Origin of the sequence: Nostoc sp., assembly GCF_036917315.1 — a bacterium.
Taxonomy (GTDB): Bacteria; Cyanobacteriota; Cyanobacteriia; order Cyanobacteriales; family Nostocaceae; genus Nostoc.
Genome location: NZ_JBALDR010000059.1, coordinates 1 through 26713, shown reverse-complemented (window position 1 = coordinate 26713; position 26713 = coordinate 1). Strand labels below are relative to the sequence as shown.

The following is a 26713-nucleotide window of genomic DNA, read 5'->3' as shown; positions in this document are numbered from 1 at the left end:
AAATTCAGGATACTAATAATGGAAACTACAGAAACAACGCAAACAGGTTCAACACCTTTTCCAAATATTCCACCAGTTATTGAAAGTAACGATAGTGAGTATCGTGATACTGGTGTACCCAGTACAGTTGCGATCGCCGGACATCCCCTACACCCCTTGAGCGTGATCTTTCCCATAGCATTTTTAGCTGCTGCCTTGGGAAGTGACATTGGTTATTGGTTAACTGGCGATTTCTTTTGGGCTAGGGCTTCGCTATGGTTAATCGGACTTGGATTAGCTGGAGGCATCCTTGCATCTGCGATCGGTCTGAGCGACTTTGTGAAAATTGAACGAGTCCGCAAGCGCACCGCCGGTTGGACGCATTTGATACTTAACGTTTCTATACTAGTTTTATCACTCGTTAACTTTCTCCTACGCTTGGGTGATGCTGAATCCCGAATCGTACCTTGGGGACTGTTAATCTCGCTTGTTGTCGGTACGCTAACCAGTGCTTCTGGTTGGTTCGGCGCTGAACTCTCCTATCGCCACAAAATTGGTGTAGTGGGTGGAGGTAGCAGAAGATATCCTTAAAGGATGTGTAAGGCGGTGTTTCGACTACGCTCAACAATCAGACAGGAGGCAGAAAGCAAGTGGTAACAGAGCGTAGTCGTACCCCTCCGGGGAAGCAAGCTACGCGCAGCGTCTCGTAGAGAAGTGCAGCCTCTTGTAGAGAAGTGAGGCATGAAGATAGGAAAACGCAGCACTTAACAAGATAGTTGCCTGAAGCTACAAATCCAGTGAGAGATTATTATTTACAGCTTCCGCTAAGAATATTTAGCAGTTATCGTTTGTATTTGATACAGTTTTGATACATCTTGTGGAATGGAGATAAGTCCGATCTAAAGCTTTTCTAAATTAAAATTTGGGAGGATATTTTCCTTAACCAGCAAGGCTTTTGAACCCATCTAACAATAAAAAATATAGCTTGTTTAGTTAATAACTGTATACTTTATCTATGTGGTAAAAAAAATACATCCTGTTAAATACTAACTATTTATATACACAAACTTATAAAAATTGCAATTATACAAAAGGGTGAAATTACAATATTGAATTTCATACTAAATTAAGTTTAAAAAAATGCGCGATCGCTAATTTTCAGACTTTAAAGTGTTTTAATAAAGTTATTACCGAAAGTTTAGAGAAGCAAAAACATGAAAGGTTTCAGGAAACTATCCTCAATAGCAGTGTTGCTATTTGCCTTTGTGTCTCCGCCCTCATTAGCTGAAGCGAAAGATATTTCTTCTGTAAGTAATGTTCTGAATGAACAGAGCGTTGCGCCAGATGCCAACCTGGTTGGAAATAAAACCGGAGAGCTTTTGATTGCTCAACGGTGGTCAAGAAGATACCAGAACAGACGACGGCAGATAATCCGACGACGGCAGCCCTACGGACGATACCAGAGAATCCAACGACGGCAGCAGCCTTACGGACGATACGAGAGAATCCAACGACGGCAGCGTTTTGGAGAACGCCAGATTATAGAACGACGGCAGCCCTACGGACGATACCAGATTATCCGCCGACGCTATTAGAGATAGCAGTGAAAACTACGTAGGCATAATACCCTTCTCTTAACCGAAAGGCTGCGCGTAGCTTGCTTCCAGAAAGTGCTATGGGAAGCCTCCAGCTACATGAATTTTGCCTACTAAGGATTTCGGATAAGGCAGATAATTAGTTTTTAAAGATGTCTATTGAGGAATGGTGATACAAATAGGCCAATTGTTAATAGGATATCTGGTGAAAAAGAATGTAGAGATGCAGTGCTGTTAAATCTCTACAAGGGTTTTGAATAGCACATATTTAATTTCACCAGATGTCTAATGGTTAGTAGTTGTTCTATTAATCACTAACCATTAACTATAGTGGCTCACTCCAGCCTGGGATTAATCGCTGGTATCACCTTGAAATTGGCGATTTTCCAAGGTTGTATCATCAAGATTTGTTGCTGAGATGAAAATTCAGTACTGTCAGAGCGCTCTAATAAATCTACTGTATTTTCGAGATTTAACCCTAAATCACTTTGCAAAGATAACTCGGCTGTTTTTCCGTGAGATTCATAACATCGCAGAATTAACTGCTGTGGATCGTCTTCAGATGGCTTCAAGGCCATCAAAATTAAATTTTCAGCTGATAAATCTAGGAAACTTACTCCTTCAATAGTGCCAGTAGCAGAGGGTTGAGCCAGCGACCAATTGAATATCACTTGCAACGGTATATTCAATTCATAGCCACGCCGTACTGTATGGGCTGATTCCCAGCTATCAGTATGAGGATACAAAGTATATTTGAACTCGTGAAAACCTCGGTCAGCTTTTGAGTCTGGCCAATTAGAACTGCGTAGCAGTGTTAGGCGGAGTTGATTTGGTTTGCTGTCATAACCGTATTTACAATCATTGAGCAAACTTACACCATAACGATTTGGGATTGCGGTATCTGTGTGTGTGTCTTCTGCTGTTAAATCAGCCCAACGCAAAGCAGGAACTTCCCATTTTGCTTGTTCTGCGGGGGTTTGCGGTTTAGTTGGGCGGCGAATCGCGCCACAGGGAATTTCATAAGTAGCAAAGTCGGCTTCAATATTTAGAGGAAAAGCAGCTTTCACTAATACATGATTTTCTTGCCAATTGACAGTTGTAGCAATGTTCAGCAGAGATGAACCAGCTTGCAGAATATAGTCTTGGCAAAATTCCGATTCACCCAACTGACGCACCACGCGCACACGACTTTGCACCGGGCCTTGTTCTAACCATTGAATAGATTGAAGATTTGTTGAAGGTAAAGGATGTTGAGCATAATTGGGGTCTATATTCCAAGCATCCCAATATTGCCCACTGTCTTTAAAAGCTTGCAGTTGATTCCCCGCCCCACTCAAAACTTCTCGCTGATAAGTTTTGTCAAAAACACTTGATAAATCTCCGGTGTCAGGATCTATAAGAACTCGCAAGAATTCATTTTCTAAAATCCAGTCTGGGAAGAGTGCGGGAGATGAGGGAGAGACGCGATTAATCTCGTCTGTAGTGGAGAGTGAAGGGGAAAGCCAAAATATGCGGTAGCCGACAGGTGGAATTTCGGTGGCGAGAAATAGTATAGTTGATGGTTCAGATAATTGGGAGACAAGCTGGTTTCCAGAAACATCGTAAATCTGCCATTCCTGGGTAGTTGTTGGTGGTGTGGGTAAGGCTACAGAGATTACCTCAGAACGTTGCCAATTGAGAGAATTGAAAACAAAAATAGGCAGACTATCGGGTTTTGGTGGTTCTGATAGGGTAATGTGAGATGCGATCGCTAAAAGTGATTCCTGTAATATTTTCGTTCCCACTTCTTCCACTTGCTGCCATTGGGGCAACGCATCTGTGTAAACTTGGGTAATTGAAGAGCCAGGTAAAATATCGTGAAACTGTTGAAATAACACCTGCTTCCAAGCTGCTTCGATTTCTGCTTTCGGATATGTCAAACCACAGCTTACGGTTGCCAAAGTAGCAAATAGTTCAGCTTGATATAATAAATTTTCACAACGACGATTCCAACGTTTTTGATCTCCGTGGGTAGTGTAACAACCGCGATGAAATTCTAAGTATAGTTCATCATTCCAAGTAGGGAATGACAGAGAATCATCACTACTACCTCCCGTCTCCTGCCTCCTGCCTCCTTTACTGATTTGCTGTAAATACTTTTCAGCCGTCGTAAATTCTAAGTCTGGGAAGAAAGGAGACTTTTGCCAGCGTTGGGCGGTTTCTAACATATCACGGGTGGGGCCGCCGCCGTGGTCGCCGACACCGGGAAGCCAGAGGGATTCTGATAAACCAGTTTGAGTTTGCCACTCAAGAGCATAAGTTGCCATTTTAACTGGGTCTATAGCTTCACCGATGAGTGCAGACATCAAACTAAAGACTTCACTGCCATCAGGCGATCGCCACCAAAAAGCCCCATAATCAAATTTAGTAGTATCATTCCACCGCAACTTCTGCGTCACAAAATACTCAATTCCGGCATTAGCGAAAAACTGCGGTAAAGTTGCACAGAAACCAAAAGAATCTGGAACCCATTCTACAGTTGAAAACTTGCCAAATTTCTCCTGGATATAGCGCTGACCATACAATAACTGACGGACTATTGATTCACCAGCAATTAGGTTGAGTTCTGGTTCCACCCACATTCCGCCGACAACTTCCCAACGTCCCGCGGCTACCTGTGCTTGAATTGCCCTAAACAAATCCGGGCGATGTTCTTCAATCCAAGCATAAAGTGCGGGACTTGAATGACAGAAAATTAACTCAGGAAAATCTGCTTGCAACTTCAGAACCGACTCAAAAGTATTTTGCGCCGCATTCCAAGTTTCACTCACAGGCCATAACCATGCTAAATCTAAGTGAGCATGACCCAACAAGAAAATTTTAGATTTTTGATCCCCCCAACCCCCCTTCAAAAAGGGGGCTAAGATGTCGGATTGAATTAAATTTTGGCGTAGAGACAAAAACGACTTTACTAACTCTCCCTTTTCTTCCTTCGCGTCCTTCGCGCCTTGGCGGTTCGTAACCTCCCCCACCATCGCCGCCAAAACATCCAACCTCTCCGGCGCAAATTTTTCCAAATAAAGTTGCACCACAGCTAACTCATCAGCCACAAAACCCGGATCGGGATTATTATCAACATAAGACTCATAAACTAGGAGCGATCGCACTAAAGCACCATCACAATGTCCCGGACTCACTAACCGCAAAGCCACAGTGAATTCTTCCCCTGGCGTCACCCCCTGACTGAGAAGCACTCTCGGCGAACAATCAAATAAATCACCCTCCAGCACTAACTCGCCATTTACATAAATCTCAGCAGAATCCGCCCACCAAACCAGCGCCAGCCGCAAAGATAACCCAGCTAAGGAATAACCGTGTAAATCTTGGGGAACCACCAATCTTTGCACTAGCCATAGCACTTTTTTCCCACCCGTCCAAGCAATATGTTCTTTAGCATTCAACTGGACAGGTTGCCAATGAGACAAATCAGCAGCTACAACATCAGTAATAACTAGGTCAGATTCCTGATACAGCCACGTAGACTGAAGATTAACTTGACAAAAAGAGCGCAGTTGCTCAATCGCTTGTGAGATAAATTTGGTCTGGGATTGAGAGACAGTCGGGGTCATATATTCGCTAAGATGGGGTGTTGGTCGTTTTTATTGTTTGGCGCGAGTCTCACAACTTAACAAGACTTGAACTAAAAAATTACTACTATGTCTTCTGGTTCCTCTGGTCGTTATCAAAGCAGACTATTTAACTTTGTCCACCAGCAATCTCGGCGGGTGACACAACAGTGGGAACACACCTTTCGGCATTTGCAAGTCGCCACTAAGTGGGGTGTCGAGGTACTACTTTACCCAGTGTATCTACTGTTTCAGTCATCTGAATCATCTGGGAAAACGCTACATACTAAAGAACCACAAACTAGATTAAAGTTACAACCAAATGATACCGATTTCCAGCCTGAAACTCTACCCAATGCTGATAGTCCCATTCAAAATGTACTAGAGGCAGTCAATTACCTGTCATCAGATGAACCCGCCTCCACTGCTACGAAAGCATCTGCACATTTTAATCCCTTGGCTTTATTGGGAGTTTTTCGGCTGAAATTGGTTGAAAATAACTCTAACCTTACTCAATCATCAAATATTACGGCTAATCAAGCTGTCAGTCTCAACCCTTCACAATTAGACAATGCCCTTCAACAGCGTCTGCCAATAGTGCGAGGAATTGCCACAAATTTGATGAGTCGAAATTTAGTACTTGTTACTGCCGACAATGAAATTCTAGATATCTTAACATCGGAACAACAGGCAAAATTAGAAGACCGAATTATTAACGAAGTTGCTAATTACTGGCAGTCCTGGCGTTTGATTACAGCTAAAAAAGAAACGCAGCTATTACCACAAATTGACCGATTATTAGCAAAACTCACTGACGTAAATCCAGCTAAAATTCCAGTTTTAGCTGAGGGTATACCAAAAGATTTACTCAATACAGATAGATTATTAGCATTTCTAGATATAGCCGTTGCTAAGTTGGAATCGAATGCTTTAGTCCCAGTGCAAGAACGCAGCCAAGAAATTGTCCAAGTTGCCCAAACTCAGTTAAACATATTTCTTTATGGCAAAGAGCAATTAGCTGCTAAAGGAGAAATTGCCCCTAACGCTGATGGTTTAGAAACTCATTCACAGAATTTTCAGGCTTTGATTGAGGCGGCGCTGAATTACTTTTTTGGTGTTGGTAATAGAAAAACACTTGAGACAACAATTAGTAATGAGAGATTGCCAGGTAAACTCTTCTCGTCACGCTTTAGAAAAGCCTTATCCAAAAGCCCTCTGGGAGAGAACCAGGATTTCACAAACGATCCTTGGCTAACGTGGAATGATTTATTTGGTGACACCGAAACCGTTGCTGAAAAGCCAGTTACACATTCTGGGGGGGAAAATCCTGCTTTAGCCCCAAGTTTATCAATAAGGCATTTTCCACAAAAGAATTTAAGTGTAAAACAACCTAAATTCGGATCTGGTTTAGTACAAAGAAAACAACCAAGTAGTAATCTCGTCTCAAGTCAAAAAGCATCTGGAAAAGTCGCCTTTGTAAAACAAACTCAAACCCGTATTTCCCAAACTAAAAGCGAGAGTCGTAAAGGAGAAATTTTGCAACAGCAGTTTCACCAAAGCAGTCAAGTTGAGGCGCAGCCAGACTGGATAGAAACGAAAGCAACTTTAACTGGCTATGAAAAGCACCCCTTAGAGCAACTTTTGGAATGGCTTGATTATGTTATGGTCTGGCTAGAAGAGAGATTTGTCAAGATTTTTCAGTCGTTGCGGCAGCTGTGGCAAAGGAAATAAGTTAAGAGATATTTTTTCAAAATTTACTATAATATTCACAATTTTCCAATTCAGATTTTTAGAATAAACGTAGGGTGCGTTAGTAAAACGTAACATACTCTACATATACTCTTAAATTTTGAATTTTGAATTTTGAATTTTGAATTATTATTGGTGGCTGTCTAAGTGAAAATTATTGTTTACTGTAAATACTTCAATTTCAAAAATCCATTAGATAAACCGAAAATTGAGACATTTGTGGTAAATCTGCCTCAAATCCCGAAGATAGGTGAAACAATTGTAGTCGAAAGAATTTCACCCCAAAAGCAGTTTGTAATTATCTTTGAATATATTGTGACAGCAGTGCAATTTAATGCATCTAGGGAATCGGCTGATTCAGCAGATGCCCAGGTAAGTGCATTTTTGAACCACTGTTGGGAGGGAACATCAAATTTCAAAGTTACAAACTTTTTAGAAAAATAATTTCTTACCACAATATATGATTGAGTAAATAACGTAACAGCTTTAATCCGGTTGGTTCAGGGTAATCGGTTGGCAACAAAGCCAGCATTGCATTTTGCAATTTTTCCAAAGCAATGTCTACTTCCTGGCGCTTTGGTCTACTTTTTTGGGGAAAGTGTAACGGTTCGCCTAGCCGAATTATTAGCTCTTTTCCCAAATAGAGATCGTGAGTTCCAATCAGCGCAACTGGAATAATCGGTACACCAGCCCGCAAGGCATAAATTACAGTCCCGCGCTTCAAGGGAAGATGCAATTGAGCTTCAGCAGTTCCTAGTCTTCCTTCAGGAAAGAGAATCATCCCATCCCCACGAGTCAAAATTGCCAGAATAATCCGGTCTATTTGTCGCAGTGTATGAATGTCTTCCCCTGTGGCTACTGTCTGTTTAATTGCTGCGGCTAGCTCAACTAAATCTTGTCTTCTTGCTTTAGCCGCTTCTATGACAGCAATTTCTTCTTTCCACACCCGTTCCAAAGGAATCACGCCTCCTGCAAAATCCAGGATGAAGCGCTTCCACCACTTGTTATAGAGGGTACGAGCATCGCCCAGGATGTAATAGTAAGGTTGGGTGGGAAGTTCAGCTAGGAGGAGTAAAGGATCGATGTGGTGGAGATGGTTAACTGCTAGAATTGCAGGTTTCTGAGGTATCCTTTCGAGATGTTCGACCCTTACTTTGAAAAAGGAATGGATGAGCGATCGCATTACAAAGCGACGCAGCCCTGAGTTTGCTCTAGGTTCAAAATGCCCTTGACTAATGGCTTCGAGACGATTGAGAGTTTTTTCGATAATCTGGCGAACAGCGCGATCGCTAGCCGCAGCTACACCCTCTTTTACTCGCTTGATTGCGGCAGCACTCAAGGGTGGCAAAGTTTCTAATTGTGTATTATCTTCCTGCTGATGGCTAGATTTTGAATTGGAAGTTACCCCATCAGCTAGGTCTTGCCGAACAGATTCCCTAGAATAACTTTTGATAACACCCTCTTTGAATTCATAAAATAATCGTAATTCTTGAGGTCATATTATTAACCAACCCACGGTTAGAAGTTGTGGAATCATTTTCAGGATATTTTAACTATATGAGGGTAACTCAATTAACTCTAATTACTCTATTAGATGTTGACTTTTTAGTAGCTTGTTGGGAAAATACGTAAAAAATTAACCAGATGATTGACCATAGCGATCGCCTAGCTTCTCGTAAAGAAGGCAGATTTCCAGGTGTTGGAGGACTTGAACTGTATTACCAAAGCTGGCATCCAGAGGGTAAAATCCGCGCAATATTAGCCATTGTGCATGGACTCGGAGCGCATAGCGATCGCTACAGTAATGTAATTGAGCATTTGATACCCAAGCAATACGCTATCTACGCCTTAGATTTGCGCGGTCATGGACGCTCACCGGGTCAGCAAGGCTATATCAACGCTTGGAGTGAGTTTCGTGAAGACTTGGGAGCTTTTTTACAGTTAATTCAGACTCAGAATCCTGGATGTCCAGTTTTTCTCTTGGGTCACAGTTTAGGCGCGGTGATTGTCTTAGATTACATTTTGCGTTATCCCCAACAAGCATCATTATTGCAGGGTGCGATCGCTCTTGCGCCAACCTTGGGGAAAGTTGGGGTTTCACCGATTCGGGTACTTTTAGGAAAAATGCTCTCACGGGTGTGGCCCCGTTTCACCCTGAATACAGGCATTGACACCAGTACTGCTTCACGAGATCCGCAGGTTGTAGCTGCGATCGCTCAGGATACAATGCGACATACTCGTGCTGCTGCCCGTCTAGCTACAGAATTCTTTGCAACAGTTGATTGGATTAATGCTCACGCAGGTGATTGGCAATTACCATTATTGATTCTCCACGGTGGTGCAGACCGAGTTGCTTTACCTGTGGGAAGCGACAACTTTTATCAACGGGTAAAGTATACAGATAAGCTGAGAATTGAGTATCCAGAAGCTTATCACGAAATTCAGCGTGACCTCAATTATCGAGAGGTAATGGCTGATTTGGAAGATTGGTTAGAGCGACATCTACCACCTGAAACAGCGCAGTTAAGAAGGGGAAGTGGTGAGTTAGAGTTTCCTAGTTCTTAGGTTTCAGTACATGAGGCTTAATTACTGTATCATAAACTAATGCGTAAGCGTAGCCCGTCGTAGACATCGCCTCTCGATTTCTTGATGATAAAATTCTTGCATCTTCTTGCATCGTGATTATTTTTTAAATGCATAGGGAGCATAATTTCTGATACCAATGTTTATATTATTTTGACGATGCATAATGGTTTTAATATAGTTTTTAAGACCTGATATTGTAACCAAATCAACTCTGTAATTTCCTCTTATATAGTTTTTTGTCTTGTATTCAAATCGGAAAGGAGCGGAGTCTACTTCTTCAATATGTATCTCTCCAGAATCAGTTAGTTCAGCCGTAACTAGTATGCCATCTAAAATAACAAGAGGTTGAAAAAAATTCCACTCAGTTGGTTCTTCTAAGATATTAGAAGTCGTTTTATTGCCATCCAATTTATTGCGTTCATAATAGTCTTCACAAGCTTTACATGCCGTTATAAATGCTGGATACCAGCGAGAAGGAGTATTAGGATCTTTAAAGGCCTGGTGTATTCCTGAGCCTTCCCAGCCCTTAATAGCTAATAAAGAATGCTTTGTAATATATTCAACAAGGTTGAATCCATCAGTAGGAAGATTAATACAATCAATTAGATTATTCCAAGCACAAGATTGAAAATACCGATCCGGATAAGTACGAAAAACAACCCAAGGCTGTTCTGATTTTTTAACTTCAGCACATATATGGAAGAAATTTGAAACACAGAACTTATTGTTAACTTCTAAATGTGCTGAATAGTAAGCATAAATATCAATTTCTCTACTTTTATTTTCATCTTTGTCAAAATAGCCTTGGACTGCTTCTGCTTGCCATCCAAGTGAATGAAATGTCTTTATAACAAGCATTTCTGCTCCAAAACCAGATTTTTCTAAGTCTTTAATTATCTTCTTTTTTAAATCTTCATTCATGTATTTTTTAGGGTAATTAGTTTAATGCTTTTATCCTATACGAATCCTACTTGAATATTGCTAATTCTACTGATAAGCAAGTTTTTGTATAACAAGCTTCTAAGCAGTTTAGTTGTTCAAAAATCAAATAGGAGCCTTAATTTTAAGAAAAAGGCGATCGCACCTTCAAATGTAGAGTCAATTGTTTGTATTATCCGAAAAATATATTGCTGAGGATTGAGAGTTTTTTTCAACCAAAATAGGTTCTCCTTTTACTCCTCCACGGGTAAGAGTACAAATCTTATAAAGGTTTTCACACTCAAAGATTGCCAGAACTAGCTCTTTCCCTGTTTGGTAAGAGGATGGTAAAGGTTTCCCTACCTCGCATTCCATATCAATTTCGCGATCGCGCCACTGTAACTTCCAAATACGCTTTTCGGTTATTGGTGCTTTAAGAGACTGAGCAAGAGCAGTATAAACCTGCTCTGCTTTGATATCATCCTTGGCTGCTGGCACAAAAAACTTCATAGGCTGAGGTTACAAATAACGTAGGTTTCATTAGCACCAGCGTAACGCAGTTACCAAGGCAATCTGCTCCCATCCCACGAGAAAAAGTGTCCACTATCGCCTTCTTGAAGCTGTTCGATGACAGCCAATAATTGGGTAACAGTACGTTCCACTGAAAATAATTTTTCCGCAGGTACATTTCCCTGGAAAGGACGAGAAAGGCGGGTATCAGTTGTACCAGGATGCAATGTTACTATTAATGCTTTCGGACAACTTCTTTTATACTCAATTGCCGCAGTTCGCATCAACATATTGAGTGCTGCTTTAGAAGCCCGATAGCCATACCATCCACCAAGTTGATTATCGCTAATACTGCCCAATTTAGCAGAAATAGTGGCGAACACGCTGCGTTCTTTATGACGAAATAGAGGCAATAAATGTTTAGCCAGTAAGACAGCACCAATACTATTTATCTGAAAGTAGCGTAGCAAATTTTCTGAATTGATCTGTCTTAAGCTTTTTTCAGGTTGCAAAGTATCTTCATGTAATAGTCCTACACAGTTGACTACCAAATGCAGTTTGTCAACTTGAGTATGTATTTTTTGAACAGCTTCAATAATCTGTAACTCGTCAGTAATATCCATCTCCAAACAAATTAATCGCTCAGGATATTCGTCTGCAAGAGCTATTAACTCTAAGGCCGATTTGGGTTGACGAGAAGTTGCATAAATTTTAACTATTCTGCGATCTTGTAGCAAATTTTTCACAAAACCCAAACCAATACCTTGGCTGGCTCCCACAATCAAAGCATTGACAGGATTAATTTCATCGATAAAAGACATATCAATTTAGATAACTTGTGGAGGTAATTGATAAGCTAAACCACATTTAGTTTGCATAATCTGAAATTGTACATTTATTGTGGGGTGGGCGTCTCGCCCGCCCAATATATGCAAGTTAAATGTGGAACAGCTTATTCATAGCCAGAGACAAAATAAGCACCAATTTGTCTCTGGCTGCGATCGCGGAAACCAAAGCCTTCATATACTGCTCTCAGGCGCGGACGCAAATCATCGCAATCTAGACGTAGATAACGTTTACTAAGTGTTTGTGCGCGTTCAACAGCCCAAGTCAGCATTATCGAACTACGAAGCAATGTACAAATGCTGACTCTTCCTCAGAGATATCGGGCCACAAAAGTAAATGCTCTAGCTCTTAGAGCAAAGCGCCACCACAACTAGAACCACACCCAGCAGTGCAACCATAGCAATAAGCAGCAGTTTGTACCTCACCGATCGGGTCTAAATTGCCAGCTTCTAACAATTTACCAACTGTCAAAGTTTCACCATTACGAGTTTTTGCAGGCAAATTCATCATTTGGTTAAAGTCACAATCATATACATTGCCCAAATAGTCAATTGAAAGTTCATCGCGACACATTAAATGTTCAACTGTGCTGGGATTAAAATGCGACTCTAAAAACTGCAAATAGCTAGCGTACAGTTTTCTCCGTTCTAAATGCATTTTGGTTCTACCAACTGGTAAGTTGGTAAAGGTGAAGAGGTTGTTAAATACAATATTAAAATGTTCTTGTAAGAACATTTTGTAATCTCGTTCTAGGTTGCTCTGTTCGGGAGCTAAAGAAAAGTTTTCATCGGTGGGTAACTGGGGATTAAAAACCAAGTCCAAGATTAAATTTTGGTCTTTACCATAGCCGAGTTGGTTAAGCCACTGCAAAGCTTTGACTGAACTATCAAAAACACCAGTACCGCGCATTTTATCAACATTATCTGCTAGGTAACAGGGTAAGGAAGCTACAACTCTTACTTGGTGTTTAGCAAAGTATTCTGGTAAATCACCAAATCCATCTTCAAAATAAATCGCCAAATTAGACCGGACAATGACTTGTTTACCAGTTGCCTTTGCTGCTTCTACCAGTGGCTTAAATCCATAATTCATTTCGGGTGCGCCACCAGTCAAATCCACAATTTTAATTTCGGGAAATTTATGGATTAGTGAAATCAATTGTTCGCAAATTTCCGGAGAAAGTTCTTCTGTACGTTTTGGACCGGCTTCGACATGACAGTGTGTACAAGCAAGATTACAACGCTTACCTAGATTAATTTGTAAAACAGTGATTCCTTTCTTTGTCAAAGGTGAACTGAGTTTGTTCTTAAAAGCTGTAACTGCTGTATCTAGTAGAATTTTTGTTTGAGTTTGCATTAGTTATTACTCCTGAAAAATTACACAAATATATTTATTTTTTCTAACCTTGCAATAATCTGTAGGTTATTGCACTAATAATTGCAGCAGTTGGTAAAGTTAAAATCCACGATAGTAGAATCTGATAAAAAACACGAGTATTAGATTTAGATTTTTTGCTAATTAATCCTACACCAAAAATAGAACCAACTGAAACGTAAGTGGTAGAAACTGGAAGCCCAAACCGAGTAGCTGCAATGACCAGAACTCCAGTTACTATATTTGCTGATAAGCCTTGAGTCTGATTCATTGAGGTAATCTTTTCACTCATGGTTATTGCAACTTTCTGAGAGTTGAGTAAACCGCCAAGTGCCATTGCGATCGCTATCACGATCGCTCCTCCCTGAATCGAGAAATATTCAATAATTAGGATGAGTGAAACAATCTTAGGAGTATCATTTAATCCTCTAGCAAAACTGACAATTCCAGCGCTGAGAAAATGACAACCATCAATCATTTTTTGGTTGACTGGTAGATGCAATTTTGAATTAATATAGCCAGATAAGCTGTAAATTCCTGCTCCCAAGGGAATAGCAACGATTGAACTGAGTAATAAAGGCAAAACAAAGGAAGTTCCCAAAGCTGCAAAATTAACTTGTAGTCCGATCGCAACTAATCCAGCACCAACCAGCGCACCTGTTAAACTGTGAGTTGTGGAAATGGGAAACCCCATGAGGGTAGCAATGATTACAGTCAATCCAGTAGCGATCGCGACTGCGAGATGAAACTCTGGAGAATTAGCGATCGCATTAGGTAATAGTCCTTTTCCAGAGAAGTTTTTAATTAATGATCCTGCTAAAAAAGTCGCAGTTATTGCACCTGCAAAAGTTGTGAAAGTTGCCCATAGAATTGCTGTTTGATAACTGCTAGTTCGACTACCAAACAGCGTCGCTACACCTTTAAAATTATCATTTGCTCCATTTGAATATGCTAAAAAAAGCGTAGCTAAAAATAGACTAATTAACAACATTTTGGAGTTTATAAAGAAGAAGTCAGAATCCAGAATCCAGAATTAAAAATGTAATTAGTGAAATCTTCAAATTGTGCATTTATTACCCAGTTGTACAGAATTATTCTGAATTCTGAGTCCTGAATTCTTTGTTAAGAAATTAACAGCAGCCACCACCGCTATAGTGCCAGGTTGAATCGGTAACAATTATTTCTGCTGGCTTACTAGCAGCAAGTTTAGCAGCAGTTTTATCACACACCGCAGCTGGAATACCTAGCTGAAGTATATGACCTGCCAAATCGTCAAAGAAGGGTTCAGAACCAGCATAAATTGCCGTTTTTCCAGTGAAAATGCAAGCACCATCCTCTGGAATTACAACTTTAAATGACACAGAATCCAGACTTTCTAAAAGTAGGTTTTCCTCTAAATTATAAGTCTGGGAATCTAGTAGGCGATAAGGACGACGGGCACGAATTTCAACTTGACCAAAACCAGCATTTATAATCCTTTCAGTATACTCTTGATATGTGAGTGCGCCTGATAAACACATGGCTCTCAGTCGCTCATCTTCTTGAAGATGTGCTGGAATGGGACGAGTCGCAATTGGATCGCTCATCTGCAAGCGTCCACCTGGTTTTAACACCCGATATGCTTCTTTTAAAGCACGAGTTAAATCTTCTGGTTCAAAGATATTGAAAAGGCAATTCTGTGCCACGATATCAACGCTAGCATCAGCAACAGGTAAGTTAAAAGCATCACCTTCGCGAATTTCGACAAAGCTGGTGTTAAACCAGGGGTTTTCTTGAGCAGCAATTTCCAAATTACGTGCAGCTGCTTCCCGCATAGCGCCAACCGGTTCAACGGCAATTACAGCACTTGCATAACGTGAAAAATAAGCGAATTGCAACGCTTCTAAGCCGCCACCAACGCCGACGTACAGCACAGTAGGTTGCTTTCCTAGTTCGGTGGGGTGAACAGTGGTGCCACAACCATAATTCATTTCCTGCATTGGCAAAGGAATTTTCAATCCTGGTAGTTGCAGGGGCGTACTTTGTACACAACAAAGTCCAACTTGCGGGGTTTGGGCAACTTCGCGGTAGAACTGCGCTGCTGTTTCTAGATAGGTCATGCCACTTTGAGTTTTGGATTTTGGATGATTACAGCTTTGTGCATCCTAATATAATTAACTCTGAGTTGGATGAGTTTTTGTAGAGATTGCCAAAAACGCCAAAATTTGATATTTTAGAAAAATTTGCTTTTGGGCAATAGGCACTGAGGCAATAAGGAAGAATTATTGGAAAGTCTTTTGCTTGTCTCCCCCCAATCCCCAATCCCCAATACCCAATTTAATCATGCAATGTGTAGCCAACACCGATCACAGTTTGAATGAGGCTTTTTTCGTTATTGGCCTCAAGTTTCAGGCGCAGGTAGTTAATGTAGGGTTCAATAATATTGGTATCGCCCATGAAGTCATAACCCCAGACTTCCTCTAAAATGCGATCGCAGCTAATTATCTGTCGCGGATGGGCCAGCAAATATTCTAGTAAATCAAATTCCTTAGCAGTTAACTCAATTAACCGCCGATCTCGATACACTTCCCGCGTGCGACGATTTAAACTCAGGTCTTCAAATTCTAAAACATCTGCGTATGCTTGGTTGCTTCTTCGTAGGCGAGCGCCGACTCTGGCTAATAATTCATCAACGCTGAAGGGTTTAACGAGGTAATCATCAGCACCAGCGTCTAAACCTGCAATGCGATCGCTCACTTCATCTTTGACGGTTAATAAGATTATCGGCACTTTCTCAGCGATACTCCGCAGGCGGCTGCAAATTTCCCACCCCGACAACTCAGGCAACATCCAGTCTAAAATTACTAAATCCAGATGCAACTCCCTGGCTGCGGTGAGTGCAGTTAATCCATCGTAGGCAATACTGACTTGATAGCCTTCATAATTCAATTCCAATTCGATAAATCGTGCCAGTTTGACCTCATCTTCAATCAGTAAGATGTGCGTCATGATGATCTTAATAATTTCAGCAGGATACGGGAAGCAACAATAGTGCCAGCTACTTAATAGCCAAACATCTAATTAGGTGTACGTTAGCTTAGTATAAACCTGAGTAAGTAACAACCGTAAATCTGCAATTACCGATCGCTGCTCGATCGAAGAACAATCCAACTGGCTATCAGCAATAAGCTGTGATATCTTCACCACATTCATCGGCAAGATAACAGAGCGCTCTAAAACGCAAACCAACCACTTCCTCGTATAGAGGATTTAATTTACACATAGGTGGAATATGAAATAGCTTTCGACCAAACAGCGTGATGTCTCGCTCAAAGGGACACTGAGCAGGAATAGCTTTGCATAGGAAATGAGCCAATTTGGAGTTATGAATTTCTATTGTTTCCAACCACTCGCGGACTGGGTGTAGTAGATCTTTGTGTAAGTGAACTTGCATAAAGCTTGTCATAATTTTTCACCTTGATAATTTCCAACTAGATTAAGTTTTTTGTATTTGAACCTCTATAAATAAATACAGTTCGGTTTTGTAGTTTTATGCACTTATTACTTTTTATTTGGTTCTCTACAGAGATAGAAGGAGTACTGTTAACTACACATTTAAATACTACAGTTACCGATAATTTGTTCTGACTTTTCAGTTCATATTGAAAAACCCGTCCACAATCCAACCCCCTAACGTTTCTCTAGTAGGAAAGCTCGATTTTCAAGGTAAAAATGTAGACAGGACAAGCTTTTCAGCAAATTGGCACTATTTGACAAACATTTCGGCTCAATCCCTTAACGATGCAAAATTTTTCAGGTTACTGCCAGTACTTTATGTTTCTATAGGACTCATATTTGATTTTTGAACAAAACTCAGTACACCTTTATTCCTTCTTCCCAGTCCCCAGTCAAGAGTCCCTTACCTCTATGAGTGATTCAGAAATCAAAGACGCTCGATAGCGCAGCGTTAGCGACGCAGGAGCGTCTGACTCGCTACCGCTTCGCTATCGGATTGCTATATTTAGTCTGCGTATTTATTGATAAATTTAATATCAAGCTAACATAAGTAAAGATTTTTAAGTGCAATTACTGATTTTATTTAGCACATTAACATAATTTATGCAAGCGAAAATATCGTAAAGCGGCGAAAACTAATGACTGATAACTTTTTCAATAACAAAAAGCTACTTTTTGATCTATGGGCATCAAGTTACGATTGGTTCTTTCCTTCAGTGTTTTATCGAGCTGTTCACCAACGGTTACTGGAGTACGTCGATTTACCAGAGCCAGCAAATGTACTTGATATAGGTTGTGGTACTGGACGCTTACTTGAGCGCCTTGCTACTCAGTTTCCCGATTTGCGAGCTACCGGATTGGATTTATCTGCTAACATGTTGCGGGTAGCAAGACAGAACAACTGCCACCGTCCACGCTTAATTTATATTGAGGGCAAAGCTGAGTCTCTTCCCTTTGCTGATGGTCAATTTGATGCCGTTTTCAGTACTATCAGCTTCTTGCACTATTTGGAACCTAAACAGGTAGTTAGTGAGATAGCACGGGTACTTTCTCCTGGTGGACGCTTTTATTTGGTTGACATTACTTCTCAAAAAGAGACAGAACCTCAATTATTGCCAGTCTCTCCCCGTGGAATTAGACTCTACAGCCCTAATCAACGTCAACTTCTTGGCTCCTCTGCTGGGCTATTGTGTTTAAATCATCATTATTTACTAGGGCCTGTCTTACTAACGATTTTTGCTAAACCTCCAAGTTGAAATAGGAAATGGGGAGAGTAAAGGGCTGGAAACATTTTGTATCAAGCCTTGTTGTGGATATCATAAATTACAAATTACGAATTAGTCTCACCTCGATATTCACTCTAGTCATTTGAAAGCTTAAAAACTTGAGTGCATATTTTCAGATGCCCCTGTATTGCTTCATCCCAGGTGGGGTAAAAGTTCCTTTTTCCATTCATTGCCCCACCCATGACCAAAGTTTCAAATATCATCGGTTGAAAAAGCGAGTTGCTGCTGCCAGGGTTTAAGTCTATGCCCACAAACCTAGTTGAAACAATAGAGTCTTTAAGTTCATTGATCATAACCGTGGTGCTAGCTGACATTATCCACAAAGACCACTCCATGAAGGACTCAACAGGAACTGGGGTTTGTCCTTCTAATTTGTAATAGTACTGATTAGGCATAATCTCCATTTTGTCACTTCAAAAAATCCCAGCTTTCAGCCAAAGGAATTACCCAGACAAACACCTCGTTATATTCGTCAGTTCGGGGATGCTTTTTAAAAGCTCTGCCAGCACTGATTAATACTTCTGGGTAGTCTGGTAGTTCTGGGATTTTAATTGTTTTGCGCTCACCATCACTACGAATTAAAATAACTTCCATTAAGTTTTGTCACTTCAAGCTTTTAACTAATTCTCTAAACAGTAACCTTGCTCCTTTGGCTGCAATCCGATTTCTTACTAGCTTCACCGGACGACCTGCCAATTTTTCAGCGTCTAACTGTTCACCCAAGATTTTACCAATATCATTTTTGAGGCGCGATCGCTTTGGCTCAATGCGAGTGAATACCCACTGCCAGAGAGACTTGCGACATAAATCAGATCCGCCAACTACTTTGGCTTTACGGCTATCGCCCGATGCTTCAAGCGAAGGAGCAGCGCCCAAGGCTTTTTGAAATCTTCTCAGTGAAAGGTGGCGTTTGGTAGGCTTTTTAGAGTTTCGCCCCTGGCGTATCCTCACCTCTGGTTTACCATCTGCATCCAAAAATCCCTCAATCGGGTAAATCTGGGAGAGAACGATCGCAGTTAGGCGATCGCCAAAGCCAAACTTTTTAAAAACTGTACGGTAATTCTCAAAGCGAGAGTCAGCAAGCAGGTTTTGTAATTCTGCCTCGATGACGTGTTCCTCACGCTGGAGGTCACAGATCCGTTTTGCGTGTTCTCGAACAGTGTCGGTGATACCCAATCCGACGGATTGAGAGTAAAGGCGGTCGTAGCGGGTACTTTTCCGAATTCCTGCAAGCCAACCCCACAATAAAGGGGGTTCACCAGATTCACCCCGCCGGGACTTTACTAGTGCAACTTCTGGAAACTGCCACGCCAAATCCTGACGAATGCGATTCACGATCGGAGATTGAACGCGATTTAAGTGAGCGAGTCTCAGCACCAGTTCGCGGATTCTGACAATAGTGCGATCGCGAATTTGCACAAATCGCCGCGGGTCTTTTTCGTAGTCGAAGTAGTAGCAAGCCAGCGCTAGGGCATCGGCATCATCATCTTTATCTGGGAGTGCCAAGTGATTTGCTCGATAATTTCGCAATTCCTTGTGTCCCACCAACCGAACTTCTACCCCAGCACGGGCTAAGTGAGTGCCCCAAAGCTTGCTGTAATTGTTGCCAGTTGGTTCTAGTAGTGCAATGTCCGCGTTGAGCGCGAGTAAATTTTGAATTCCCTTTGCATCAGCGCTCAACTTAAAAAACGAACATTCATAATAAAATTGACGTGGATCTTCGGGCTTATTTGTAAGCAGACAAGCCGAAACTGAGGACTTGCTAACATCAAGCCCCAAAATTCTAATCATTCAGTTCTCCCCTGGGTGGTTTCGTCTTGTTCCCTGATGCCATGCCTGCGAATCACCCGAAGGCCACTTTGAGCCTAGTTCACTCTCAAGGCAATGCCGCAGCGCGAACTGCGGCGACATAGGGAGATAAAACAGCGCACTCACAGCAGCCGAGCTTATGAATATCGGAAAGCCATTACAGCTTGATTCCATAAAAAAGCCCTAAGCTGCTGTGTGTATGTGCTGTACGTCTGGGTTGGACTCCAGTCCGCGACGCGATCGACACGATCGCGTTTCGCCGGCGAGTCAACCGGCTCATCGGGCGGCGTACACAGCGAATTCTAATGTGAAGTTTTTTGCCGCAGCTTTTTTCTTTAAACTATTAGTAAAAGCTTTATTCAGGAGAATTACCTCGTATTCATAGTGATAAACAAGTGTCGTCCCTGAGTTGGGCTTGGCATCAAGAATTATGTCTTTTATGAACTCCCGCCTTTGTCGAATGGAATGTTTATTTAGTTTCATGTTCATCAATTTGAAGTTTTAGTCATTTTAAAAATGCTCGTTTGAAATTTCTTGACTTTTGAATTCGGCGTTGCGTTCGAGTAAAATCAATATCCTCGAAGCTATAAAAGAGCGATGGTAATGATTAATGCCAGTCGCAGAAAGCATAAAGAGTAAAAGTTTAATTTCTGATCTTAACTTTGTAGCTATATTCAGAGCTTCAAAAATTGCCAGCATACACCTTGCATAAACTTTTACCTCTTTATGGGTTAACTTTCCTAAATCATCATTACTTGCAATTCGTTCCAGGATAATTTTCAGCCCTTCAGTATCACCATCAAATCCAACCATTAAACTCCTGACTCTCCTAAGAACTTCACAGCACCCGCAAGAATTTCTAATCTTTTAACTTCATCAAGTTCATAATCAGTCATACAAATTATGGGGTAGTCCTGATTTTTATATCTCAGTCTCATGTGCCGTATATACATATCTGGATAGCCAAATGCACCAGGAATAACTTGCTCTTTAACTATTAAAGTTCGTTCGTTGGGTGGAATATCTTTAGAAGAGAAACCATGCTTTTGTTCTCTATCTAAATCGTGATAAGTAATGAAATCTATGCTTTTGCTCATGATTGTGTGATATTTTTTACGCTTGTTGATGAATTTTCATTAGCGATCGCACTCCTTCCACAAAGCGCGATCGCTTTTGAATTAGCCCCCGAACTGCTTCCTTAACCGCTCCAACAGCGCTGCTCCCTCCCCATAGCGTCTGCCAGTGAAGCCCAAGACCTCGGTCACGATCGCACTATCACTTTTTTCACCTCCCAGGCGTTGAATTAACCGCCAAAGTACGCGGTCGTTATCCGAACAATTTTCCTCTAAATCCGCTTCTGGAGCGGGTTTGAGGGCATTTTCAGGCAGTTTTTTGGGGTTAATCGCATTGTCATAGTAGGGTTGTACTATGGTTGAACCACTGCGACCTATAACAGACTTCATCTCCCTGTATGGCGGGAGTTTTAAGGGCTGATCGTCGAGCAAGCAGTGACTCTGGTCAGCTTTTAACCAGTTAATAAGCTGCTCATTTTTCAAGGATTTGGCGTGGGCTAGAGCCTTTTTACCCAAGCGAATACGGAAGAAAGCATCGGCTAAATCGCTCTTACCCTCCAGTCCCCAGGCGGCTACACGGTCATACTGCGAGAGTAAAACTGTGAACCGTCGTCCTTTGCGTCCCCTTCTAGCGTGGCGTTCCAGCCATTCACCCGAACTGGACACCTTGGAAACTAGTTCGGGGTACTCTTCAGCGATCATGACTCGTTCTGTACCATCCAAAGCACCATCACCGCGTTCGGTTCTGGTTTGCAACTGGTTAGTTAAATCCTCCAGATCCTCAGCCATGCCGCGTTCAATGGCGGCCCAATTTTCGCCTTTACCAATCACCTCAAGCCCTTGCCAGTCGGTAGGTGTGCCCTCGCACTCGTAAACGCGAACGCGACCGCCCACGGTATAGGCGAGATATTGGGCTAGCGTTGATTTACCAGTGCCCATCTCACCAATTACCATGACTTGCTTGCCCTCAATCGCGGCGATGATATCGGTGATGATTTCTAGTGGTTCATCGACCGGAACAGCTGACGCTTCAATGACTTGGGACATGGGAACCCCGGCGTAGGGCAAGGCATCGTAGACTTTCAGCAGTTTTTTGACGGCGTTTTCTGTTGCTTGACAGATGGTAATACCCAACTTCAATGCAGCTGTGACACCGTAAAGGCTGAAAAGCCCAAGGGAAAAGACTACACGACCCAGACCCCAGGCACAATAACGCATTAACGTTTTGGCATTGGGCAAGTGCATCTCTACCCAGGTGTGGGCATTGGCACTTCTGGGAGGGGCCGCAACTTTGATATCTATTAGATCATTTCCCATACTGCACCTCTATTTTCAAGTAAAAAGGTTGCTGGCTTTGCTGTTTGCACAGTGCAATGATGCCGATTATCAGCGCTGAAGTGGTGAGAATGAGAATAAAAACTTGGTTCATTCCTTAGCCTCGGCTGCTAATTTCTGCAAAACTTCCAACGAGCATTTGTCAAAGATGCGTTGAAAAGCTTTCTGTACTTCTGGCGATTCTTGTTTGACTTCTTGTGTTATTTTTGTTACCAGGTCTTCCCAGGAATTGTAGTTACTGCTCACTTGTTATCCTCCGATTCTGTCCCCTGCTCCCTTTCTCGAATTGCCTTCCAAGTTTCGAGGTAGGTTTTGCGATCCATGCGGCGAATAGATTCTTGTACCTCTGGCGGCTCTAACTTGAGTGCTTCGTTAATTGCGATCGCAGCATCTAACCACGGACTACGCTCTTGATTCATGGCTCACCTCTACTTCAGGAATTTCACGAACTGTTGCCAACGGATCGACTACCCAAGAAAGGTACACCACCGCTGTACAAGCATCGGCAATATTTAGGTCTGCACTGTATCCCTCATCTACCAGGTCTCGGTAGTCTGGATGGTCGCTGATTTGGGTCAATAGTAATGAGGCTTCAGTTATTAATTCAGAGAGTGTTTTCATCCGCCGATCCTCCGGTACATGAAGGAATTAGATGATGAACCCTCACGGGCTACTAACTCGGATTCTGGAGTATCGGCAATGATTTCAGCCCAGCCGGTTTTGTCGTTATTGCGGATGTTTTTTTCTGCGATCGCACCCAGACCAGGGCGGGCTTTTTCAAATTCGTCAACTACTTTTTGTTCTTTGGGTGTTAGTGGTTGGTTGTTCATGGTAAGTTTTGGTTAAGCAAGATGGGAATAAGTTCTAGGTCGTGACTAGAGCTTGTTTGGTATCAGTTCAGTGGTTAGACAGTGAGACGCGATAGCAGCGTCCAGAGCCGACCATCATCACTTGACGGTCGGCAAGTCTCACCGCTTTGGAGCGGCTGACTTTCATCATGGGAAAGGAGCCATCAGCACTGAGGCTAAACATCTCGTAATTTCTTAAAGAACTCCATTCCACAGCAGTTTTGTCTGATAACCCAGAAAAAGTTACTGGGTTCATGTCTGCGGCAGAGGCGGCACTTGGTAAAGATGGCAAGTGTCGCTTTTGTTTATCTTTTTTTGGTTTATCGTCGGTCTTTGGTGCTGCTTTAGTGCCATTACTAGCGGCTTCTAGTGTTTCCATAGTCCTTGCATACTAGGGTGATGGTGGGTCTTAAATCCCTGCATAGTCACGCTTAAGTTGCACTTAAATAGGTCTTAAGTGGCACTTAAAGCTGTGTTGACAGGTGTTTAACTACTGCGATCGCGCCGCAGTCATTTTTGTAAAAGGCTTGTTATCACTGGGTTTGAGCGTTTTTGTTTGGGGTTTACCTCCGTTAATCTTGGGTTTTTAGTCAGTTTTAGGGTGTTTCCGCGCCGGGGCACTAAGGCAATGGGCGGGTGCTTGCTCCATGTTTGCCACGCGAACGGTGAGGCGTGGGGGAGCGTCAGACATGGTGACATCCCACAATGAGACGATTAAAAAGGATCTAGCCATAATCCAGATGCCAACCACTAGAGCGTGGCTAGTTCCTTGTTGTCCACCTAAGTCTCATATTGAGGCATCTACTTGCATGTGTCAAGTGAGTGCCTCATAATGAGCTATAGCCAAATAGAATGAAGCACAGAAGCAAACAAAGGAAGCAGGAGAGTGATTCCCCCTTGGAGACTCTAAGACTTGAACGCACGCATTTAAATCAAGACGAATTAGCTATGCGCTGTGGTATCCCAAGGGCAACCTACCAGCGCTGGATATCGGGAAGGACAGAAGCCAGGTTGACAGTTATGCAGTTTAAAAAGCTTTGCAAGGAACTGAGCATAGACAAGATCGAAGACTTGCCCGATGAGTTTGGCCCACCAGATCGGATAGAAAACACCGAAGTCTAATCCCTGAAATTTCAAAAGCCCTGTGCTTATCCAACTGCCTGGTGCTTTTGAATTACGATCACGTTCCTGATGAAAGTGCGGTGCGATCGCCGATTGTTTAAAAAAACCAAAAAGCCACCCAGATTTACAAGGTCGGTGGTGGCTTTCTGATATCAAACTAATAGTATTATGCCAGAAAATTCATTAAAAAATGCACTTCCTTGGACGGAAGAACACGAAGCATTTTGTTATCAACACCATATTTGCCCGGCTGCTAAATCACTTTGGCAATGGCTAATGAGGCAGGGTGTAATAGCTGAAGAAGTCGAGCCAGATTTATCAGAATTCAACGCCACAGTAGCCAAAGCAAGAGGTAAAGGATACTCACACAATTACCTCAAACAGATATTCGATACTCTTGTAGAACACAGAGTTATCCAAGTCATTAAACAGTACTCTTGGAAGATATTTAAGTTACTTGTGCGACCCCTCGAATGGTTGAAGCCACCGAGAAAGAAGCGAGAAAAAAACTTACAAAACCATAATTTAAGTTACACTTCAGACCCTTCAAATGAGCAATCTGCTGTGACGGGTAATATACAGCAGCAGCATTCCAATTCTTCTATTAATCAAGAGATACTCTCGGAGTCTGGTATACATTTTGACGACAATGTAACCGAAGTATTAGAACGCCCAACATGGCAAGTAAAAATCGCTTTAATCTTATTTGAAATTCGCGGAGGTTTCGACAAGGTAGAGAACCCCGAAGGCTTTATTAGGGATTGTTTACGTGGTTGTTGGTGGGAGACAACCCGCAATCACTGGGCAATATGTAAGAAGCTTTCACATGCGACAAAACCAGGCGATCCAGTTTGTGCATTTGATTTAGAAACTTTCTTTGATGACGAATAAAAAAACTGCCTCCATTTGGAAGCAGCGGACATAATAACCAGTTTGATTATGAAACAACCTACGCTGTTTGATTTAGAAGCTTTTACTAAGTCTTCACTCCCGACTCCTGTTTACGATCCGGCTTGGGATGAACTCACCCCCCAAGACAGTCATAGTGTTGGGGCGCAAATCTCAGAGTCAGACAATCCGTATAAAACTGTTGGGGCGCAAGTTGCAACTGATACCAAAAAACTTGCGCCCCAACACGATACCCACTGGATAGAGAAGTACTGGGTCGAGCGGTCTGGTAATAAATATTGGTATTACCGCTATTGCTGGATGGTAGGCAGGAAGAAAAACCGCCTTTACCTGGGTAGTGTGGATAGTGCGATCGCCAAGCGTAAAAAGGCAGATGTGGAAATTGCGATCGCAGATGGATTAGCTCCGGTGGAAATTGAGAGTTTGATTAAATCATGGAGAGGCAGATAGACAATGGCCAAATGTAAACACAAGAAAGGCAATGTCTGTGATCCACCAAAAAACGATCAGCCGAGGTGCAGAACTTGCCCTTACCGCCCTTACCGAACCCTAGAACCAACCTTAGACTACGACGAAGAAGACGGACTGTGCTACCTCGATCGCACCTCACCGGACGACTATGAGCCAGAACCAATAATTGCGATTTTAAATTTTTAACGAAAAGCAGATGGTAAGCTTCCAGTTGAGATTAAACAGTTAATCCGAGGCTGGAAAAATGAATCGTCCACCATGCCCAATATGTGACCAGCAAGTACTAATTTTTAAAAACGGTAGCTACAAGCTGGTTGACAAAACAGTAATCCAAAGGTGGTTTTGTTAAAAATGCCGCAAGAGCTTTAGTCCCGCAACAGCTCGGGAGACTCCTGCACCAACTTCTGAAACTTCCGTAGCTCATCCCATGCACGGGTGCTAGTATCCAGCTTCCTAGAATTCTGGTTAGGGTGGTAATTGTGGCGTTTGAATTCGATGTACCGCTCAATCAACCCAAGGGTGAATTCCTGTAAAAAATCCCCTTTCAGCATGGGGATGATTCGAGACTTATCGCTTATCAGTTTAGAGTCTACGGCTCTAGCGTAAGCTAAAATGTCGCTCTTAAGCACAATGGGCACGCGGATTAATGTGGTTTTCCCGCCGTTCCAAGTGCTGCGTGATTCCCAGGTTGTGCGATTTCGTCCCATAAGTCTCAACTGCCGTGTAACACGGCAATATTACCACTCCCCGCTCCCCTGCACCCAATAACTAATAACTAATAACTAATGACTAATGACTAATGACTAATGACTAATGACTAATGACTAATGACTAATGACTAATGACTAATGAAAAGCGATCGCGCTTGGTCAGAGATGAAAGTGCGATCGCTTTATCCAATGAGGTTAGGTGTTATTTAACCGAGTCCAGCCTATCTGCCCCGACAAACTTTGTCACAAATTTGGGTAGAGTCGGTCAACTTCATCCCATGCCTGGTTAGCTAAACACTCCAGAGTCATAGCTAGAAACAGTGGATGGTGATATTTCCCAGCCTCAAATGCCTCAAGGAAGATTTCGATTTGCAGGAATAGGAGCTTGCTGATCATAAAGTTGCGATCGCGCCGCGGCGCTCGTCCATTTCAATTTCAAAATAAGGGTCAAGTCCTTTGTTGTCGCGGTGTCCGGTGAAAGTGCGAATGATTT

The 26713-nt window shown here is 42.2% G+C and carries 36 protein-coding genes; 11 read left to right on the top strand and 25 right to left on the bottom strand.

What is annotated here, in order from left to right:
* Positions 1 to 18 precede the first annotated feature (18 nt).
* Positions 19 to 570: a DUF2231 domain-containing protein gene (locus tag V7K84_RS27820; protein ID WP_322695090.1), complete on the top strand. Its 552-nt coding sequence runs from the start codon at positions 19 to 21 to the stop codon at positions 568 to 570.
* Between the two features lie 623 nt (positions 571 to 1193).
* Entirely contained in the window at positions 1194 to 1574 is a 381-nt protein-coding gene (locus V7K84_RS27815; protein ID WP_334842905.1) for a hypothetical protein, read from the top strand.
* 335 nt (positions 1575 to 1909) lie between these two features.
* On the opposite strand, the gene V7K84_RS27810 is transcribed toward V7K84_RS27815, so the two are convergent.
* Entirely contained in the window at positions 1910 to 5182 is a 3273-nt protein-coding gene (locus V7K84_RS27810; RefSeq protein ID WP_334842902.1) for an alpha-mannosidase, read from the bottom strand.
* An 87-nt stretch (positions 5183 to 5269) separates the two neighbouring features.
* On the opposite strand from V7K84_RS27810, the gene V7K84_RS27805 reads away from it, so the two are divergent.
* Positions 5270 to 6910 carry a hypothetical protein gene (locus tag V7K84_RS27805; protein ID WP_334842899.1) on the top strand — a complete coding sequence of 547 codons (1641 nt, stop codon included), beginning with the start codon at positions 5270 to 5272 and terminating at the stop codon, positions 6908 to 6910.
* 165 nt (positions 6911 to 7075) lie between these two features.
* Entirely contained in the window at positions 7076 to 7372 is a 297-nt protein-coding gene (locus V7K84_RS27800) for a hypothetical protein (RefSeq protein WP_322713521.1), read from the top strand.
* 4 nt (positions 7373 to 7376) lie between these two features.
* Here the strand turns inward: V7K84_RS27800 and V7K84_RS27795 are convergent, their stop codons facing one another.
* The gene (locus tag V7K84_RS27795) at positions 7377 to 8267 is read right to left on the bottom strand and encodes a lysophospholipid acyltransferase family protein (protein ID WP_334843037.1); all 891 of its coding nucleotides are present in this window, start codon (positions 8265 to 8267) and stop codon (positions 7377 to 7379) included.
* 305 nt (positions 8268 to 8572) lie between these two features.
* Here V7K84_RS27795 and V7K84_RS27790 point away from each other — a divergent pair, with 305 nt between their 5' ends.
* Positions 8573 to 9493 (top strand): alpha/beta hydrolase, encoded by a 921-nt coding sequence (locus tag V7K84_RS27790; protein ID WP_334842896.1) that lies wholly within the window; start codon positions 8573 to 8575, stop codon positions 9491 to 9493.
* Positions 9494 to 9610: 117 nt separating this feature from the next.
* Here the strand turns inward: V7K84_RS27790 and V7K84_RS27785 are convergent, their stop codons facing one another.
* From V7K84_RS27785 to V7K84_RS27745, 9 genes are all read right to left on the bottom strand, one after another.
* Positions 9611 to 10435, bottom strand: a complete 825-nt coding sequence (locus V7K84_RS27785) for a hypothetical protein (protein WP_334842895.1) — start codon at positions 10433 to 10435, stop codon at positions 9611 to 9613.
* A gap of 177 nt (positions 10436 to 10612) precedes the next feature.
* Positions 10613 to 10942, bottom strand: a complete 330-nt coding sequence (locus V7K84_RS27780; protein WP_334842893.1) for a hypothetical protein — start codon at positions 10940 to 10942, stop codon at positions 10613 to 10615.
* Between the two features lie 50 nt (positions 10943 to 10992).
* Positions 10993 to 11763, bottom strand: a complete 771-nt coding sequence (locus V7K84_RS27775; protein WP_334842892.1) for an SDR family NAD(P)-dependent oxidoreductase — start codon at positions 11761 to 11763, stop codon at positions 10993 to 10995.
* A gap of 131 nt (positions 11764 to 11894) precedes the next feature.
* Positions 11895 to 12059: a hypothetical protein gene (locus V7K84_RS27770; RefSeq protein ID WP_334842891.1), complete on the bottom strand. Its 165-nt coding sequence runs from the start codon at positions 12057 to 12059 to the stop codon at positions 11895 to 11897.
* A 77-nt stretch (positions 12060 to 12136) separates the two neighbouring features.
* Positions 12137 to 13144: an arsenosugar biosynthesis radical SAM (seleno)protein ArsS gene (gene arsS, locus V7K84_RS27765; RefSeq protein ID WP_334842889.1), complete on the bottom strand. Its 1008-nt coding sequence runs from the start codon at positions 13142 to 13144 to the stop codon at positions 12137 to 12139.
* A 43-nt stretch (positions 13145 to 13187) separates the two neighbouring features.
* Entirely contained in the window at positions 13188 to 14153 is a 966-nt protein-coding gene (locus tag V7K84_RS27760) for an inorganic phosphate transporter (protein WP_334842887.1), read from the bottom strand.
* A gap of 139 nt (positions 14154 to 14292) precedes the next feature.
* Positions 14293 to 15261 carry an arsenosugar biosynthesis arsenite methyltransferase ArsM gene (gene arsM, locus V7K84_RS27755; RefSeq protein WP_334842886.1) on the bottom strand — a complete coding sequence of 323 codons (969 nt, stop codon included), beginning with the start codon at positions 15259 to 15261 and terminating at the stop codon, positions 14293 to 14295.
* Positions 15262 to 15478: 217 nt separating this feature from the next.
* Positions 15479 to 16150 (bottom strand): response regulator transcription factor, encoded by a 672-nt coding sequence (locus V7K84_RS27750; protein ID WP_334842884.1) that lies wholly within the window; start codon positions 16148 to 16150, stop codon positions 15479 to 15481.
* A gap of 169 nt (positions 16151 to 16319) precedes the next feature.
* On the bottom strand, positions 16320 to 16607 hold the full coding sequence (locus V7K84_RS27745; protein ID WP_334842883.1) for a Mo-dependent nitrogenase C-terminal domain-containing protein: 288 nt from the start codon (positions 16605 to 16607) through the stop codon (positions 16320 to 16322).
* Between the two features lie 688 nt (positions 16608 to 17295).
* Here V7K84_RS27745 and V7K84_RS27740 point away from each other — a divergent pair.
* A complete protein-coding gene (locus V7K84_RS27740) occupies positions 17296 to 17913 on the top strand; it encodes a class I SAM-dependent methyltransferase (RefSeq protein WP_334842882.1) in 618 nt (205 codons plus the stop codon).
* Between the two features lie 104 nt (positions 17914 to 18017).
* Here V7K84_RS27740 and V7K84_RS27735 read toward each other — a convergent pair whose 3' ends face one another.
* From V7K84_RS27735 to V7K84_RS27675, 13 genes are all read right to left on the bottom strand, one after another.
* Positions 18018 to 18347, bottom strand: a complete 330-nt coding sequence (locus V7K84_RS27735; protein WP_334842881.1) for a hypothetical protein — start codon at positions 18345 to 18347, stop codon at positions 18018 to 18020.
* A gap of 4 nt (positions 18348 to 18351) precedes the next feature.
* Positions 18352 to 18537 carry a hypothetical protein gene (locus V7K84_RS27730; RefSeq protein WP_334842880.1) on the bottom strand — a complete coding sequence of 62 codons (186 nt, stop codon included), beginning with the start codon at positions 18535 to 18537 and terminating at the stop codon, positions 18352 to 18354.
* A 9-nt stretch (positions 18538 to 18546) separates the two neighbouring features.
* Positions 18547 to 19734 carry an IS110 family transposase gene (locus V7K84_RS27725; RefSeq protein ID WP_334842878.1) on the bottom strand — a complete coding sequence of 396 codons (1188 nt, stop codon included), beginning with the start codon at positions 19732 to 19734 and terminating at the stop codon, positions 18547 to 18549.
* A gap of 528 nt (positions 19735 to 20262) precedes the next feature.
* Complete coding sequence (locus V7K84_RS27720; protein ID WP_334842876.1) at positions 20263 to 20565, bottom strand: hypothetical protein; 303 nt, start codon at positions 20563 to 20565, stop codon at positions 20263 to 20265.
* Positions 20565 to 20849, bottom strand: coding sequence for a hypothetical protein (locus V7K84_RS27715; protein WP_334842875.1), 285 nt, complete (start codon positions 20847 to 20849; stop codon positions 20565 to 20567). Before V7K84_RS27715 ends, V7K84_RS27720 begins: the two co-directional genes overlap by 1 nt.
* 81 nt (positions 20850 to 20930) lie before the next feature.
* Positions 20931 to 22142: a hypothetical protein gene (locus V7K84_RS27710; protein ID WP_334842874.1), complete on the bottom strand. Its 1212-nt coding sequence runs from the start codon at positions 22140 to 22142 to the stop codon at positions 20931 to 20933.
* The gene (locus V7K84_RS27705) at positions 22132 to 22254 is read right to left on the bottom strand and encodes a hypothetical protein (protein ID WP_334842872.1); all 123 of its coding nucleotides are present in this window, start codon (positions 22252 to 22254) and stop codon (positions 22132 to 22134) included. The genes V7K84_RS27710 and V7K84_RS27705 overlap by 11 nt, the downstream gene beginning before the upstream one ends.
* Complete coding sequence (locus tag V7K84_RS27700; protein ID WP_334842871.1) at positions 22251 to 22406, bottom strand: hypothetical protein; 156 nt, start codon at positions 22404 to 22406, stop codon at positions 22251 to 22253. The genes V7K84_RS27705 and V7K84_RS27700 overlap by 4 nt, the downstream gene beginning before the upstream one ends.
* The gene (locus V7K84_RS27695) at positions 22403 to 22579 is read right to left on the bottom strand and encodes a hypothetical protein (RefSeq protein ID WP_334842870.1); all 177 of its coding nucleotides are present in this window, start codon (positions 22577 to 22579) and stop codon (positions 22403 to 22405) included. Before V7K84_RS27695 ends, V7K84_RS27700 begins: the two co-directional genes overlap by 4 nt.
* A complete protein-coding gene (locus tag V7K84_RS27690; protein WP_334842869.1) occupies positions 22563 to 22781 on the bottom strand; it encodes a hypothetical protein in 219 nt (72 codons plus the stop codon). Before V7K84_RS27690 ends, V7K84_RS27695 begins: the two co-directional genes overlap by 17 nt.
* Entirely contained in the window at positions 22778 to 22990 is a 213-nt protein-coding gene (locus tag V7K84_RS27685) for a hypothetical protein (protein WP_334842867.1), read from the bottom strand. The genes V7K84_RS27690 and V7K84_RS27685 overlap by 4 nt, the downstream gene beginning before the upstream one ends.
* Positions 22991 to 23057: 67 nt before the next feature.
* Positions 23058 to 23387, bottom strand: coding sequence for a hypothetical protein (locus tag V7K84_RS27680; protein WP_334842866.1), 330 nt, complete (start codon positions 23385 to 23387; stop codon positions 23058 to 23060).
* Between the two features lie 207 nt (positions 23388 to 23594).
* Entirely contained in the window at positions 23595 to 23741 is a 147-nt protein-coding gene (locus V7K84_RS27675; protein ID WP_334842865.1) for a hypothetical protein, read from the bottom strand.
* Between the two features lie 119 nt (positions 23742 to 23860).
* Here V7K84_RS27675 and V7K84_RS27670 point away from each other — a divergent pair, with 119 nt between their 5' ends.
* The 4 genes from V7K84_RS27670 (at position 23861) to V7K84_RS27655 (ending at position 25696) form a co-directional block, all read left to right on the top strand.
* Complete coding sequence (locus V7K84_RS27670) at positions 23861 to 24130, top strand: helix-turn-helix transcriptional regulator (protein ID WP_334842864.1); 270 nt, start codon at positions 23861 to 23863, stop codon at positions 24128 to 24130.
* A 168-nt stretch (positions 24131 to 24298) separates the two neighbouring features.
* On the top strand, positions 24299 to 25021 hold the full coding sequence (locus V7K84_RS27665) for a hypothetical protein (protein ID WP_334842862.1): 723 nt from the start codon (positions 24299 to 24301) through the stop codon (positions 25019 to 25021).
* A 48-nt stretch (positions 25022 to 25069) separates the two neighbouring features.
* Positions 25070 to 25489: a DUF4102 domain-containing protein gene (locus V7K84_RS27660; RefSeq protein ID WP_334842860.1), complete on the top strand. Its 420-nt coding sequence runs from the start codon at positions 25070 to 25072 to the stop codon at positions 25487 to 25489.
* A gap of 3 nt (positions 25490 to 25492) precedes the next feature.
* Positions 25493 to 25696 carry a hypothetical protein gene (locus tag V7K84_RS27655; protein ID WP_334842858.1) on the top strand — a complete coding sequence of 68 codons (204 nt, stop codon included), beginning with the start codon at positions 25493 to 25495 and terminating at the stop codon, positions 25694 to 25696.
* 179 nt (positions 25697 to 25875) lie between these two features.
* On the opposite strand, the gene V7K84_RS27650 is transcribed toward V7K84_RS27655, so the two are convergent.
* Positions 25876 to 26217 (bottom strand): hypothetical protein, encoded by a 342-nt coding sequence (locus V7K84_RS27650; protein ID WP_334842856.1) that lies wholly within the window; start codon positions 26215 to 26217, stop codon positions 25876 to 25878.
* A gap of 134 nt (positions 26218 to 26351) precedes the next feature.
* On the opposite strand from V7K84_RS27650, the gene V7K84_RS27645 reads away from it, so the two are divergent.
* The gene (locus V7K84_RS27645) at positions 26352 to 26510 is read left to right on the top strand and encodes a hypothetical protein (protein ID WP_334842854.1); all 159 of its coding nucleotides are present in this window, start codon (positions 26352 to 26354) and stop codon (positions 26508 to 26510) included.
* Positions 26511 to 26713 lie beyond the last annotated feature (203 nt).

What these genes read in the sequence shown, in the direction of transcription:
- V7K84_RS27820 (WP_322695090.1), top strand. Translation starts at nt 19, where the DNA reads ATGGAAACTACAGAAACAACGCAAACAGGTTCAACACCTTTTCCAAAT.
- V7K84_RS27815 (WP_334842905.1), top strand. Translation starts at nt 1,194, where the DNA reads ATGAAAGGTTTCAGGAAACTATCCTCAATAGCAGTGTTGCTATTTGCC.
- V7K84_RS27810 (WP_334842902.1), bottom strand. Translation starts at nt 5,182, where the DNA reads ATGACCCCGACTGTCTCTCAATCCCAGACCAAATTTATCTCACAAGCG.
- V7K84_RS27805 (WP_334842899.1), top strand. Translation starts at nt 5,270, where the DNA reads ATGTCTTCTGGTTCCTCTGGTCGTTATCAAAGCAGACTATTTAACTTT.
- V7K84_RS27790 (WP_334842896.1), top strand. Translation starts at nt 8,573, where the DNA reads ATGATTGACCATAGCGATCGCCTAGCTTCTCGTAAAGAAGGCAGATTT.
- V7K84_RS27785 (WP_334842895.1), bottom strand. Translation starts at nt 10,435, where the DNA reads ATGAATGAAGATTTAAAAAAGAAGATAATTAAAGACTTAGAAAAATCT.
- V7K84_RS27780 (WP_334842893.1), bottom strand. Translation starts at nt 10,942, where the DNA reads ATGAAGTTTTTTGTGCCAGCAGCCAAGGATGATATCAAAGCAGAGCAG.
- V7K84_RS27775 (WP_334842892.1), bottom strand. Translation starts at nt 11,763, where the DNA reads ATGTCTTTTATCGATGAAATTAATCCTGTCAATGCTTTGATTGTGGGA.
- V7K84_RS27770 (WP_334842891.1), bottom strand. Translation starts at nt 12,059, where the DNA reads ATGCTGACTTGGGCTGTTGAACGCGCACAAACACTTAGTAAACGTTAT.
- arsS (WP_334842889.1), bottom strand. Translation starts at nt 13,144, where the DNA reads ATGCAAACTCAAACAAAAATTCTACTAGATACAGCAGTTACAGCTTTT.
- V7K84_RS27760 (WP_334842887.1), bottom strand. Translation starts at nt 14,153, where the DNA reads ATGTTGTTAATTAGTCTATTTTTAGCTACGCTTTTTTTAGCATATTCA.
- arsM (WP_334842886.1), bottom strand. Translation starts at nt 15,261, where the DNA reads ATGACCTATCTAGAAACAGCAGCGCAGTTCTACCGCGAAGTTGCCCAA.
- V7K84_RS27750 (WP_334842884.1), bottom strand. Translation starts at nt 16,150, where the DNA reads ATGACGCACATCTTACTGATTGAAGATGAGGTCAAACTGGCACGATTT.
- V7K84_RS27745 (WP_334842883.1), bottom strand. Translation starts at nt 16,607, where the DNA reads ATGACAAGCTTTATGCAAGTTCACTTACACAAAGATCTACTACACCCA.
- V7K84_RS27740 (WP_334842882.1), top strand. Translation starts at nt 17,296, where the DNA reads ATGACTGATAACTTTTTCAATAACAAAAAGCTACTTTTTGATCTATGG.
- V7K84_RS27735 (WP_334842881.1), bottom strand. Translation starts at nt 18,347, where the DNA reads ATGGAGATTATGCCTAATCAGTACTATTACAAATTAGAAGGACAAACC.
- V7K84_RS27730 (WP_334842880.1), bottom strand. Translation starts at nt 18,537, where the DNA reads ATGGAAGTTATTTTAATTCGTAGTGATGGTGAGCGCAAAACAATTAAA.
- V7K84_RS27725 (WP_334842878.1), bottom strand. Translation starts at nt 19,734, where the DNA reads ATGATTAGAATTTTGGGGCTTGATGTTAGCAAGTCCTCAGTTTCGGCT.
- V7K84_RS27720 (WP_334842876.1), bottom strand. Translation starts at nt 20,565, where the DNA reads ATGGTTGGATTTGATGGTGATACTGAAGGGCTGAAAATTATCCTGGAA.
- V7K84_RS27715 (WP_334842875.1), bottom strand. Translation starts at nt 20,849, where the DNA reads ATGAGCAAAAGCATAGATTTCATTACTTATCACGATTTAGATAGAGAA.
- V7K84_RS27710 (WP_334842874.1), bottom strand. Translation starts at nt 22,142, where the DNA reads ATGGGAAATGATCTAATAGATATCAAAGTTGCGGCCCCTCCCAGAAGT.
- V7K84_RS27705 (WP_334842872.1), bottom strand. Translation starts at nt 22,254, where the DNA reads ATGAACCAAGTTTTTATTCTCATTCTCACCACTTCAGCGCTGATAATC.
- V7K84_RS27695 (WP_334842870.1), bottom strand. Translation starts at nt 22,579, where the DNA reads ATGAATCAAGAGCGTAGTCCGTGGTTAGATGCTGCGATCGCAATTAAC.
- V7K84_RS27690 (WP_334842869.1), bottom strand. Translation starts at nt 22,781, where the DNA reads ATGAAAACACTCTCTGAATTAATAACTGAAGCCTCATTACTATTGACC.
- V7K84_RS27685 (WP_334842867.1), bottom strand. Translation starts at nt 22,990, where the DNA reads ATGAACAACCAACCACTAACACCCAAAGAACAAAAAGTAGTTGACGAA.
- V7K84_RS27680 (WP_334842866.1), bottom strand. Translation starts at nt 23,387, where the DNA reads ATGGAAACACTAGAAGCCGCTAGTAATGGCACTAAAGCAGCACCAAAG.
- V7K84_RS27675 (WP_334842865.1), bottom strand. Translation starts at nt 23,741, where the DNA reads ATGGCTAGATCCTTTTTAATCGTCTCATTGTGGGATGTCACCATGTCT.
- V7K84_RS27670 (WP_334842864.1), top strand. Translation starts at nt 23,861, where the DNA reads ATGAAGCACAGAAGCAAACAAAGGAAGCAGGAGAGTGATTCCCCCTTG.
- V7K84_RS27665 (WP_334842862.1), top strand. Translation starts at nt 24,299, where the DNA reads ATGCCAGAAAATTCATTAAAAAATGCACTTCCTTGGACGGAAGAACAC.
- V7K84_RS27660 (WP_334842860.1), top strand. Translation starts at nt 25,070, where the DNA reads ATGAAACAACCTACGCTGTTTGATTTAGAAGCTTTTACTAAGTCTTCA.
- V7K84_RS27655 (WP_334842858.1), top strand. Translation starts at nt 25,493, where the DNA reads ATGGCCAAATGTAAACACAAGAAAGGCAATGTCTGTGATCCACCAAAA.
- V7K84_RS27650 (WP_334842856.1), bottom strand. Translation starts at nt 26,217, where the DNA reads ATGGGACGAAATCGCACAACCTGGGAATCACGCAGCACTTGGAACGGC.
- V7K84_RS27645 (WP_334842854.1), top strand. Translation starts at nt 26,352, where the DNA reads ATGACTAATGAAAAGCGATCGCGCTTGGTCAGAGATGAAAGTGCGATC.